Source organism: Roseobacter sp. EG26, assembly GCF_049830555.1.
Lineage (GTDB): Bacteria > Pseudomonadota > Alphaproteobacteria > Rhodobacterales > Rhodobacteraceae > Roseobacter.
Genome location: NZ_JBNBLH010000022.1, coordinates 1 through 12,126, shown reverse-complemented (window position 1 = coordinate 12,126; position 12,126 = coordinate 1). Strand labels below are relative to the sequence as shown.

The 12,126-nt window shown below is 55.7% G+C and carries 11 protein-coding genes; 7 read left to right on the top strand and 4 right to left on the bottom strand.

The window, feature by feature from the left end; all coding sequences use genetic code 11:
- Window positions 1–62 precede the first annotated feature (62 nt).
- Window positions 63–899, bottom strand: a complete 837-nt coding sequence (locus ACOTTU_RS23670) for a cysteine hydrolase (protein WP_425661799.1) — start codon at window positions 897–899, stop codon at window positions 63–65.
- 128 nt (window positions 900–1,027) lie between these two features.
- Between ACOTTU_RS23670 and ACOTTU_RS23665 the strand changes: the two genes are divergently transcribed.
- Window positions 1,028–1,948, top strand: coding sequence for an AraC family transcriptional regulator (locus ACOTTU_RS23665; RefSeq protein WP_425661797.1), 921 nt, complete (start codon window positions 1,028–1,030; stop codon window positions 1,946–1,948).
- A 267-nt stretch (window positions 1,949–2,215) separates the two neighbouring features.
- The gene (locus ACOTTU_RS23660) at window positions 2,216–3,235 is read left to right on the top strand and encodes an IS110 family transposase (RefSeq protein ID WP_425661795.1); all 1,020 of its coding nucleotides are present in this window, start codon (window positions 2,216–2,218) and stop codon (window positions 3,233–3,235) included.
- A gap of 394 nt (window positions 3,236–3,629) precedes the next feature.
- Here the strand turns inward: ACOTTU_RS23660 and ACOTTU_RS23655 are convergent, their stop codons facing one another.
- Complete coding sequence (locus ACOTTU_RS23655; RefSeq protein WP_425661793.1) at window positions 3,630–4,676, bottom strand: alcohol dehydrogenase family protein; 1,047 nt, start codon at window positions 4,674–4,676, stop codon at window positions 3,630–3,632.
- Between the two features lie 74 nt (window positions 4,677–4,750).
- On the opposite strand from ACOTTU_RS23655, the gene ACOTTU_RS23650 reads away from it, so the two are divergent.
- Together ACOTTU_RS23650 and ACOTTU_RS23645 are read left to right on the top strand one after the other, a co-directional pair.
- Entirely contained in the window at window positions 4,751–5,266 is a 516-nt protein-coding gene (locus ACOTTU_RS23650; protein ID WP_425661791.1) for a TetR/AcrR family transcriptional regulator, read from the top strand.
- 323 nt (window positions 5,267–5,589) lie between these two features.
- Window positions 5,590–6,354, top strand: a complete 765-nt coding sequence (locus tag ACOTTU_RS23645; RefSeq protein ID WP_425661789.1) for a DUF6602 domain-containing protein — start codon at window positions 5,590–5,592, stop codon at window positions 6,352–6,354.
- Between the two features lie 291 nt (window positions 6,355–6,645).
- Here the strand turns inward: ACOTTU_RS23645 and ACOTTU_RS23640 are convergent, their stop codons facing one another.
- Window positions 6,646–7,272: a TetR/AcrR family transcriptional regulator gene (locus ACOTTU_RS23640; RefSeq protein ID WP_425661787.1), complete on the bottom strand. Its 627-nt coding sequence runs from the start codon at window positions 7,270–7,272 to the stop codon at window positions 6,646–6,648.
- Window positions 7,273–7,370: 98 nt separating this feature from the next.
- Between ACOTTU_RS23640 and ACOTTU_RS23635 the strand changes: the two genes are divergently transcribed.
- The 3 genes from ACOTTU_RS23635 to ACOTTU_RS23625 are packed head-to-tail and all read left to right on the top strand — an operon-like array spanning window position 7,371 to window position 11,399.
- Entirely contained in the window at window positions 7,371–9,416 is a 2,046-nt protein-coding gene (locus ACOTTU_RS23635) for an FAD-dependent oxidoreductase (protein ID WP_425661785.1), read from the top strand.
- A 1-nt stretch (window position 9,417) separates the two neighbouring features.
- Entirely contained in the window at window positions 9,418–10,467 is a 1,050-nt protein-coding gene (locus ACOTTU_RS23630; protein WP_425661783.1) for a trans-3-hydroxy-L-proline dehydratase, read from the top strand.
- Window positions 10,431–11,399 carry an ornithine cyclodeaminase family protein gene (locus ACOTTU_RS23625; RefSeq protein WP_425661781.1) on the top strand — a complete coding sequence of 323 codons (969 nt, stop codon included), beginning with the start codon at window positions 10,431–10,433 and terminating at the stop codon, window positions 11,397–11,399. The genes ACOTTU_RS23630 and ACOTTU_RS23625 overlap by 37 nt, the downstream gene beginning before the upstream one ends.
- A 389-nt stretch (window positions 11,400–11,788) precedes the next feature.
- Here the strand turns inward: ACOTTU_RS23625 and ACOTTU_RS23620 are convergent.
- Window positions 11,789–12,126, bottom strand: a 338-nt coding sequence (locus ACOTTU_RS23620; RefSeq protein ID WP_425661779.1) for a transposase, incomplete at its 5' end; no start/stop codon positions are given.

Here is a 12,126-nt window from a genome sequence, read left to right as displayed (position 1 = left end):
ACGTCGATACCGGGCACGGCATAACTCTGACCTGGGTCAGGGCGCCTCGGGGAAGGGTTGGTTTAGAGAGCTGCCGTCTTGATTTGCGCTACAGCTTCTTCAGTGCTCCAGACCGCGTTGGCGATGAAGCGGAAGTTGATGAGGGCAGCAAGGTATCCATCCCCCTCGGGCAGTTGCGCCGCAGCAGTCGCATCCCGCACCACGGCCACTTCGAAACCGTTCTCGATCAATTCGCGCATATGCGATTCCGTGCACAGGTTGGCCGACATACCTGCCAGGATGACTTGATCCACGCCTTGCTTGCGCAGTTGCAGCGTCAGGTCGTTGGTGTCATTGCCGTACATCTTGTGGGGCGAGGTCACGATGGTCTTGCCGTCGTTGATGTAGGGCTTGTACCGCTCCAGCCAGTCCGCGCCCGAGCCTTCAAATCCTTCAACGTTAAGAGGGCCCTTACGGTCAAACATGCCAATCTGGTGCATCAGCTTTTCCAACGCGCCTTCAAACTTCCAACCATGGTCGGTTGGAAAGTAATAATGCGGCGACACCGCAGTGGTGATGTCGTGCTCTTTGGCCGTACGGAACAGGGTTTCGATGTTCTCGACCGTGTTGAGTTCGATGACGGACGCGCCAATCACGCCCCAGGTCACTCCATCGGGGCTGAGGAAATCGTTCTGAGGGTCGGTCACCACCAGCGCCGCGCGACTCAGATCGAGCTTCATGTCAGATGCCGGCAATGCAGGCTCTGCCGGTTCTGCATATGGGTTGGCCGTACCTTGCGCCTGAGCGGTTCCGGCCAGCGCCGTGGCCGCGGCTGCCGCAGTCCCTGCCAGGCCAGTGGTCAGCGCCGCCCGCCGAGACAGTTTCTTGTCACCGTGATCATGGTCATCGCAATTGCACATCAGGTCTTTCCTTCTTTGGATGTATCGAGAAGCCCTATGTGTGACAGTCGGTGTGCCTTTTCGTCTTGATTTGGACCAGTCACAAAAATCTCCGTGACGGCAAACGAGTTTAAAGTCAAAATCATCGGATGAGTTACGACCACATTTTCGATCAACTCGATATCCGTGCGGAGCCGTTTGCGGTCTGTGAGATCCACGGAACCTGCCATGTTGCCCTCAAGCCGGATGCCGCGGTGACCCTTCACTATATTCTGTGCGGTGAGGGCCAGATCACGATGCGGGGGCAGACCCCGATCAGGATATCCAAGGGCAGTTTGGTTTTGATCCCGTCACTGAACAGCCACGAGGTCTTGAATGATGGCGCGACGGTTGTACCCGGACCGTCTTGCAAACCAGCGGCGCTGAACTTGGCACAGGTCCTCAAATCGGCCCCAGATGAAAGTGGCGGCAGCGCCAGCCGTTTGATCGCACTTTGTGCGCACGTCAATATTGGGCTGATGGGGGCCACGGATGTGGTCAACTTGGTACGCGAACCGTTGGTGACACGTGCCGAACCAGGCAGTGACCTCATGACCCTGGTCGACACGCTGATGTACGAAGTATGTGAGCCTAGCGTCGGCAGCCGCGCTCTGATCCGGGTTCTGTTGATGCAGGCTGTGATTGTCATGATGCGCATGCGAATGACCGAGCAGGGAGGACCACTGGATTGGATGGCTGCGTTGCGCGATCCGATGCTCTGGAAAGCGCTGAATGCGATGCTGAACGACCCGGGCAAGTCGTTCTCTGTCGAGTCACTCGCGGATATAGCAGGCATGAGCCGGGCCGCGTTTGCGAAGCGATTTTCCGAAGCGTACGGTGCAGGTCCGATGGAGCTACTTCGCAATCTGCGGGTGCGCAAAGCGGGCGACCTGCTGCGCAATACAGATTTACCTATGAAACGAGTAGCTGACTCCGTTGGATTTTCCAGCCGCAGTGCATTCAGTCGCGCTTTCGAAGCTACATCCGGCCAAAGTCCCAGTGCATTCCGCAAAGCGGTCAGAAAACTGTGACATTGGTTATCGCTTTTGCCACGTTTGGCACTCGTTCATGCATCAAGCAAAACAAATTTAGGCCAAAGCCGACATTCGTTCGAACTGCAGCACGCGGTACTAAGGGCTCACTTCTGACCTCGGAGGCGGCGCAGCATCTTCCGTGGCAGGCGGTTGCACCGCTTTCGGGGACGGCCCCTTCCGGATGGAGTGGGTGGCTCCTGCTCCACCGGCGTCGCGATGCGCCATACTGCAGTTGTTACCGACTGCTAGGAAAGGAGCCACCCAATGACAGTTAAAACAGTTGGACTGGATCTGGCCAAGGACGTGTTCCAGGTTCATGGGATTTCAGCCGCTGGCCGAAAGATATTCAACAAGAAGATCAAGCGCCCGAAGCTGCTTGCATTTTTCGAGACCCTTCCGCGCTGTGTTGTCGGCATGGAAGCCTGCGGCTCTGCCCACTATTGGGGCCGTGAACTCAGCAGGCTGGGTCATGACGTCCGCCTGATGCCAGCAGCCTATGTCAAACCCTATGTGAAGCGCGGCAAGACAGACGCCGCTGATGCCGAGGCGATCTGCGAAGCCGTGCGCCGCCCGACGATGCGCTTCGTCGAAGTGAAATCCGAAGACCAGCAGGCGATCCTGGCGCTGCACCGCACCCGGAATCTCGCGGTCCGGCAGCGCACGCAGCTGGCGAATATGATCCGAAGCCTTTTGCGCGAATTCGGCCATGTGCTGCGGAGCGGGATCGAGGCTGTGATTGCCTTTGCCAAACGCCACCTTGAAGGGGAACGGCCCGACATGCCGGACCTTGCAAGCGGCATTCTCGGCACGGTCTGCTACCAGTTTCTTGGCGTTCACGAGCGCGTTGAAGGCTATTCAAAGATGATCGAGAGGGATGCGCTGCTGGATGCCGGTGCCCGGCGTTTGATGCGCATGCCTGGCGTCGGCCCGATTACCGCCTCCGCCATCGTGGCGACCATCGGAGATGCTAAGCAATTTCGGACTGGTCGCGATCTTGCGGCGTGGCTAGGCCTGACACCACTCAACAAGTCCAGTGGTGGAAAGGAAAAGCTCGGCAAGATCACCAAGAAGGGCGACCGTTACATCCGAAAGCTCCTGATCACCGGCATGACATCCCGTGCGCTGATGGGCAGGAAGCACCCGGAGCGCATAGATATCTGGAGCGCCAGAATCCTCGCCGAGAAACCGTTCCGGTTGGCGACGGTCGCGATGGCCAACAAGAGCGCCCGGATCATCTGGGCGATACTGACAAAACAACAGGAATATCGGCAGCCGGTCGCCTGATCGGATCGACCTGCCAGAAATGCAAGATGTTTGATGTGATGATGCGGATGTAAGTCAACCAAAAGCCAGGACACTCCGACGAAAGTCACGGCCCTCAGAGGTCGTATTCCCGATAGGAACCTCGCTTGCGGAACTCATCAAGGCCAGCAGTCGACAACACTGGCTGCGTCAACAGGCCGAACACACGACGGTACTGACGGACCGCCGCATTCAACGCAGAAAACACTTGCAATGCAGGCGCCACCCACACACGACATTGAGCACCCGCTCCAAATGCTGCATTCGCAGTCCGCTTTGCGGTCATTCTCTGCGCTAGCGAAATTCAAGGACCGTCGAGCTCACAGTCTGCGGACTAAGCGCCCTTTGATCATTGCGAACTGATAGTCTGCTTCCTTCAATCTACGTTCAGAACGATCTTACCGGTGTAACCCTTGTCACCGAAAGCTGCTTGCGCCGCCTCAATATCCTTCAACGCAAATACTTCTGCGACCAAAGGTTTGAGTTCAGCTCGCTCGATGCACCCGACGAGGTTGCCAAAGACCTCTGGCTCCAAAACTGTACAGCCAAAAAAACTGAGATCCTTGAGGTAGAGCGTGCGCACATCCAACTCGACCATTGGACCGCCAATGGCACCAGCCACTGCATAACGGCCCCCAGAGCGCAGAACATCCAGCAGGGTTGGCCAATTGGACCCTGCCACCAGGTCGACCACGACGTCGATGCTACCCGAACTTAATTCTGCGACAAGATCAGCATCACGTGGCAATGTCCGTTCCGCGCCAAGATCAATCAACGTGTCCATCTTGGCAGGGCTGGTTATCGCTATCACGTTTGCACCCCGTGCACGTGCCAACTGCACCGTGGCCGAACCCACGCCGCCTGACGCACCAGTAACCAAAATTGTCTCTCCTGCCTGCAGGTTGGCACGAGTTAGCATGTTTTCTGCGGTGGAATACGAACACGGGAACGAAGCTAGTTCGATATCTGTTAAATTGCTTTTGACTACACAGGCTTGGCGGGTGTCGACCCGTGTAAACTGAGCAAAACCTCCATCGCATTCGGAGCCGAAGTACCATGGCGGACTTTGCTCCACACCATCTGCAAAGCGGATGCAAGGCTCGATCAGAACTCTCTCGCCGATACGGCTGGCAGCGACGTCTGTCCCAACGGCAACGATCTCTCCACACACATCTGCCCCCTGGACGCGTGGAAACTCTAGAGGCTTGCCTGACCATGTCGCATCCGCATCATCGGCTTCACCTTTGGAATACCAGGCTGTGCGCGTGTTGATGTCGGTGTTGTTCACACCGGCAGCACCTACACGGATTATAACATCGTTTGGGCCCGGTGATGGAACGGGTAGATTATCGCGCAATTCGAGCATCTCAGGGCCACCATGGCCAGTCAAAACAACGCCACGCATTGTGTCGGGAAGATTCATGCGAGTCTCCGGTAGAATGTTTCTTCTACTTGCGTAAGTAGAATGAGTATTCTACTCCGTCAAGCATGAATAAAATGACGACCAAGATAGCCAGCGGATTGGAACGTGCCTTTGCCACGCGAGGGTTTGCCGAACCCAGCGTCGAAGATTTGCGAGACGCGGCTGGTGTCAGCTTGCGCACGCTCTACAAGTACGCTCCGTCGCGCGATGCCATGGTCCGATTGGCGTTGGAGCATCGGCATCAACGGTATCTGGAGCATGTATTTGGCGATCCTACCAAATCATCTAAGCAGGGCTTGAACGAAACTCTTGACCGTGTGGCAGGCTGGATGCGGGCGGAAGCAAGCCACGGCTGCTTGTTTCATGCGGCCGTAGCCTCGGCGCCTGATGATGCTATCCTTCGCGAGTTGTTAGAGCGGCACAAGGCAGAGGTTTCGCAGATGGCGGTTGCAAGAGCTGGAAGCGATTTAAGCATCAGCGACTTAATGGTGATCGTCGAGGGTTTGACCCAAGCTTGGTCCTTGACCAAAGATGCGGCGTTGACCAGCGCCAAACGACTTGCACAACTAGCTGAGATGGCACCAGTCTAGTCTGGGGCTGACCCAAAGCAGTCATTGATGCTACCCGCAGCATCGAACAGATTGGGCTCATCGCGGTCTTTCAATCGGTCGCAGCATGTTGAGCCTTAAGTAAACATGGCTCCAGCAAGGACGGCCCATACCGGACGCTCAACGCATCGCCCGGATGCTGCAGTTGCAGCCCGCATTGCTGACATTCGCCATTGGCGCAAAATCTCTCGGCAATCACTCTATGCCTTATCGGTTCGGGCCTTAGCAATTATGGCGAACGGTGCGATTGCGCGAAGAATTTCTTCGGGCAAGACTGGGCTTGAAATAATCAGGGGTGCCTGTGGATGGGAAAAAAGAAACTGCCACGAACGCCGTACCTAAACCCCCAGTTTGGTGCGGCAGTAAAAGAGTTTGGGCTTTCGTTTCTCAAGACCCAAAATGTGCTCCACCGCGGGAACAAGGGATCTGCTCGTGAAGGCGTGCTCGGCAATTTCTTTCGTCAACAACTCCCCGGACATTACTCTGTCACCGAAGGTGAGGTTGTGGATCTACAAGGTAACTCCAGTCCGCAGCTTGATCTGATGTTCTACGACTCCTTAGTAGATTTCCCTTTCCGCGCTGAGGGAGCAGATATTCTTGCGGCGGAAGCACTGTTATCGTCTATCGAAGTAAAGTCGAAGCTTACGAAGGCGGAAATAGAAAAGAGCGTGACAGCCGCTCGAAAACTGCGGAACTTGAAGCCATTCGGTCGACCATTGGCGGGCAATGCCGTAAGCCCAAGGGCCTCAAGTAAGAAGACGGCTCGTTACTTTCATTGCTTATTTGCATACGAGACAGATTTGGCGGCAAGCAACTGGCTAAAACAAGAAGCGGGTCGGTTGGCATCTGCGTGTGGTTCCGATCATGTTCTTGATTTGGTGTACGTCCTAGACCGTGGACTGATACACGTTGACGACGGGATTGGGAGGCTCGAAGACAGCGACGGGGGAGCGATCACAAACTTTTACTTTTCCATACTGAACTTCATTCAACGCGAGGCCGGAAGGCGGGAAAGAACTCCTTTCGAGCGCTACACACAACCTGCCAAGAATGCCTGGGTCAAATTCTAGCAATCACAACAGGTTGCACGAACTGAAGCCTAGCGCGACAACGAGGCAACACGGATTTGACACGCGATCCCAATCACTCGTTCGATCCTGTACGGTCCTTAGGAGACGTTCGAGCTTCTCCTTCGATGCTGCATTTGCAGCCCGCTTACCAGGCATTCGCTGCTATCGCGCGGTGTGGGCTGTATCGGAGGACCGGGCCGCGGACTTAGCCGAGCACTCAATTAGGTAATGGAATGTCAGCTTTTGACTATCCCCCTGCAATCTAACGACTTTCCAGCAAACTAGAGCCTGCTAGCTGTTGTCGTCGCAATGACGGACAAGAAAATCATCGATTTCTTGCTGGGTTGGACGTTCGCCTGCGAAGATTTCGACGTATCGGGTTCCCGAGACGGCACGATCCAACCGAGGTTCGGTGATCTTCATTGAATAGTACCCGGTTTGGGTCAGCACCGCCGTCTTCGCCCGGTAATGCGCCATGTCAGGATCAACGCCGAATTTTTGGAACACTGCCTGAACGGCCGCCACCCGCATTTCGTCCGAATTTTCGACCAACTTCTGAAGTTTCTCGTCGTTGCGGGCCCAGTTGCGGATCGCAAGATCGAGAGGCGCATCGAACAAGTCCGGATCAATCCAGCAATCGACCAAGTTGAACAACGCAGCACATAGGCTGTCTGCTGGCATCTCGCATCTTTGAACCATGATGCCTGTGTTGCGGGTCTGCCAAATCTGGATGATTTCAGCATGAAGGTCGTCCAGGTCTTTGAAATGCCAGTAAAACCCGGTCCTGGTAAGTTCAAGTTTTTTGGCTAAGGCCATGATTTTGACGGCCTCAATGCCTTCGGAAACAAACAGGTCATACGCAGCATTCAGCCAAACCTGTCGAGTGGCACGTTCACGGGATCGCGGAGGTGTTTCCATGGCTTGATTTTATTTAACTTGACATATGTGTCAATTGTGAAAATGATGTACTTGACATATGTGTCAATACTACAGCCGAACCCAGCCAGGGATACGTCATGTCCAAAGATCCGCTGCTACAGCCCTACCAACTCAAGCATCTGACGCTGCGAAATCGCATCATGACCACCTCTCATGAACCGGCCTATCCCCAGGACGGCATGCCAAAAGAGCGATATGCAGCGTACCATGCCGAACGCGCCAAGGCAGGTGTCGCGCTGGCGATGACCGCAGGGTCTGCGGCGGTCAGCAAGGACAGCCCGCCAGTCTTCAACAATATTCTCGCCTATAAAGATGAGGTCGTTCCATGGATTCAGAACCTGACAGATGCGGTGCACGAACATGGCTGCGCCGTCATGATCCAGTTGACCCATTTGGGGCGCCGTACGGGATGGAATAAAGGCGACTGGTTGCCGTCGGTGTCGTCGTCCAAGCACCGAGAGCCAGCCCACCGTTCCTTTCCCAAGCTGATCGAGGATTGGGATATTGACCGTATCATCAACGACTTCGCCGACGCGGCCGAGCGGATGCAGGCCGGTGGTATGGATGGGATTGAGCTGCAGGTATACGGCCACTTGCTGGATCAGTTTTGGTCGCCCTTGACCAACGATCTGGTGGGGCCGTACGGCGCGGACACGTTGGAAAACCGCATGCGGTTTCCGATGGATGTGCTGAGCGCAATTCGCAAACGTGTTGGATCTGCGTTTATAGTCGGCCTGAGATACACGGCGGATGAGGCACAAAAGGGTGGCATCACAGTAGAAGACGGTCTGGAAATTTCAAAACGTCTGGCGTCGTCCGGCCAAGTTGATTTTTTGAATGTCATTCGGGGTCGCATTCATACTGATCCTGCGATGACCGACATGATCCCCGTACAGGGCATGAAGAACGCCCCGCATCTCGACTTCGCAGGCGAAGTCAAAAAAGCCACGGGCATGCCAACCTTTCATGCCGCCAAGATTCCCGATGTGGCCACAGCGCGACATGCTATCCAGGCGGGGCTTTTGGACATGGTAGGCATGACCCGCGCCCACATGGCGGACCCGCACATTGTTCAGAAGATCGCAGAAGGTCGCGAAGACGATATCCGTCCCTGCGTAGGGGCCACCTATTGTCTTGATCGCATCTATCAGGCGGGTGAGGCATTGTGCATTCACAATGCTGCCACAGGTCGCGAATTGTCGATGCCGCATACCATCAGCGCGGCCAAGAACAAGAAGAAGGTCGCCATTGTCGGTGCCGGACCTGCCGGACTGGAAGCAGCACGAATTGCGGCAGAGCGTGGGCACGAGGTGATCGTCTTTGAGGCGGCATCGGATCCCGGAGGGCAAATTCGCCTGACCGCCCAGAACCCGCGACGACGAGAGATGATCAGCATAATTGATTGGCGCATGGCCCAATGTGCTGCCCGCGATGTGGCGTTTCATTTCAATGCCTGGGCCGAAGCAGACGATGTCACCACACTTGATCCGGATGTTGTGATTGTCGCGACGGGCGGCATGCCCAATACCGAGCTGTTTGAGCAACACGGCGAACAGGCCAATGTGGTTACAACGTGGGACATCATCTCAGGCGACGTCCGGCCTGCGGGTAAGGTGTTGATCTATGACGAAAGCGGCGATCACCCGGCGTTGCAAGCTGCCGAAGTTGCAGCGCTGGCAGGATCAGAGGTGGAGATCATGACGCCAGACCGTACGTTTTCGCCCGATGTAATGGCAATGAACCTGGTACCTTATATGCGCAGTTTGCAGGACAAGGATGTGACCTTTACCGTCACCCGTCGACTGCTGGATGTGGCCCGCAATGGCAACAAGATGACGGCGACCATTGGCACCGATTACAGTGATCATACCTCTCAGACCGATTATGATCAGGTCGTCGTCAACTACGGCACTCTGCCGCTGGATGATCTCTATTTTGATCTCAAACCCTTGTCGCGCAATGGCGGTGCTGTCGATCAGGATGCACTGCTGGCCGGGCGGCCCCAAACCTTGGAACGCAATCCAGATGGCGCGTTTCAACTCTTCCGCATTGGCGATGCCGTGTCTGCCCGCAACACCCATGCAGCCATCTATGATGCGCTGCGGCTGATAAAGGATATCTGAGATGCGCAGTACAAAAACCATTCATGTCGTGTCATGTCATGCCGAGGGCGAAGTCGGTGACGTGATCGTTGGCGGCGTGGCACCCGCACCTGGTGACACGCTGTGGGAGCAGCGCACATGGATCGCAAAGGATGAGACACTGCGGAATTTCGTGCTGAATGAACCGCGTGGGGGTGTGTTTCGCCATGTGAACCTATTGGTGCCACCAAAGCATCCTGATGCCCAAATGGGCTGGATCATCATGGAGCCGGAAGACACACCGCCGATGTCAGGCTCCAATTCGATCTGTGTGTCCACGGTTCTTCTGGACAGCGGGATTATCCCAATGACGGAACCTGTGACCGAGATGACATTGGAAGCCCCCGGCGGCCTTGTTCACGTCAAGGCGGACTGCCGGAATGGCAAGGCGGAACGGATCACCGTGCGCAACCTGCCATCCTTTGCGGGTGAATTGGCCGTACCACTTCACGTGCCAGGCCTGGGAGATATCAAAGTGGATACCGCCTTTGGAGGCGACAGTTTTGTCGTGGTGGATGCCGTCGCCCTTGGGTTCAGCCTTGTGGCGTCTGAGGCCAAGGCTCTGGCCGATCTGGGTGTTTCGATCACCAATGCGGCCAATGCGCAATTGTCCTTCCATCACCCCACCAACCCCGACTGGAGACACTTTTCCTTTTGCCTGTTCGCAGGCCCAATTCATCGTGAGGGTAGCCATCTGACCACTTCAGCAGCAGTAGCAATTCAACCCGGCAAAATTGACCGCTCCCCAACCGGCACGGCGGCGTCTGCCCGTATGGCGCTGTTACATGCGCGCAGCGAGATGCAGGTGGGCGAAACTTTCACCGCCCGTTCCATTATCAATTCTGAATTTCATGGTCGGATCGCCGAGACTGTCATGCTGGGTGACACACCGGCAATTGTTCCAGAAATCACTGGTCGCGCATGGATTACGGGAACCCATCAACACATGCTTGACCCCGATGATCCCTGGCCCGAAGGATATCGGCTCAGCGATACATGGCCGAACAACAAATCGGGCCTGGAGCAGCCATGAACATTCCCTATCTGTCGCATGATGACCTGGATTCACTGAACCTTTCGACCCCTCAAATTGTAGCGGCTATCGAAGCGGCGATTCGCGGTCAGGCTGAGGGCACAGTTTGGTCCGCGCCTAAGGCCGTTATCATACCGCCAAACGATCAACGCTATATGATGGCAGCTTTGGCCGCGATGGACGGGCCATCCCTGTTGGCCGTTAAAACGGTGGTTTTGAACCCAGACAACACCGCTAACGGACTGCCACAGATCAACGGTCTGGTAACAATGCTGGATAGTGTGACAGGTCTGCCTGTTGCCGTACTTGACGGAAATTGGATCACAGCGCTACGCACGGCGGGGCTCAGTGCGACGGCTGCCAAGTATATGGCAAACCCCGATGCATCAACCATCGGGTTCGTAGGATGTGGGGTTCAGGCTGCAAGCCATCTGGACGCTTTTGTGGATCTATTTCCGTTGAAACACATGGTGTTTTTTGGACGAGGGCAGGCAAATCAGGATAAGTTAGTCAAACACGCAGCGGAACGTGGCCTGACAACGCAGGCCTGTGAGACCGGCCAGGATGTCGTTGAAAGCTGTGATCTGTTAGTGACAACCGTGACCTATACCGGTGGGGCCAAACCGTTCCTCGACGCTGCTGGAATGCGCCCCGGTTCGTTCGCAGCTATTGTGGATCTTGCCGCCCCTTGGAAGCGGGACAGTTTTGCGGGATTGGATCACGTCATTATAGATGATCTTGAACAAGAGGCGGCCCTTTCAAACAAGCTGTGTGACCCGTCGCTAATCCATGGTGATCTATCACAGATGGTTCTTGGCAATATCCCGGGGCGACATGGTCCAAAGGATAAAACGGCCTTTGTATTCCGTGGTCACGCACTTGGTGATCTAGCGCTATCAGCCCTCGCAGTAGAAGCTCACAATTCATCCTGACAATCATGCTTAGGCTGGCCAAGTTTTTTCTAATCTTCAAGATAAGCGGGCATTCGCTGCGCTACAGAAAAATGTAATTCGGGCTCAGTGCCGACCTCGGAGGCTGCGCAGCATCCTGACCAAATCCATGCCGCAATCCGTCGCGCACGGCCCTATGTATGTACCGGCTGCTGTTCGCAATTGATTTCTTCGCACGTTCTCGGAAGTCGCTCATATGTATCCGGCCTACTGATCGACACGCGGGTCGTGGCCTTGTTGGGGTTACGCTCGCACCGTGATCTCATTAGCGGACAGGTCGTTGTCGACCATTTGGGCCGTCAGATTCTGGGGGCGTAGTTTTTCCGTTCCATGCTTTCGATCTATCGCGAACTCCTTTGGGTCGCTTCGGCTCAGACGCCGATGGCAACCTCGTCTCTTGGCGCATCAAACGCCGTTTTGTGTCTTAGAATGCTCCAGGCCATGCGTGCGAGTTTGTTGGCAAGGGCGACGGCAGCCTTGTTGCGATGCATGCGTTCGGAAGCGCGTGCCAGCCATTCACCAAAGCTGAAGTCGGGCCAACGATGCGGTCGCATCATGATGATCTTCGCCGCCTGAACGAAAAGCATCCTTAGATACCTGCTTCCCCGCTTGGAGATGCGCCCCAACACGGTTCGACCGCCGGTGCTGTATTGTCGAGGCACCAAACCGACCCAGGCCGCGAAGTCACGACCGCGATCGAACGCCTCTC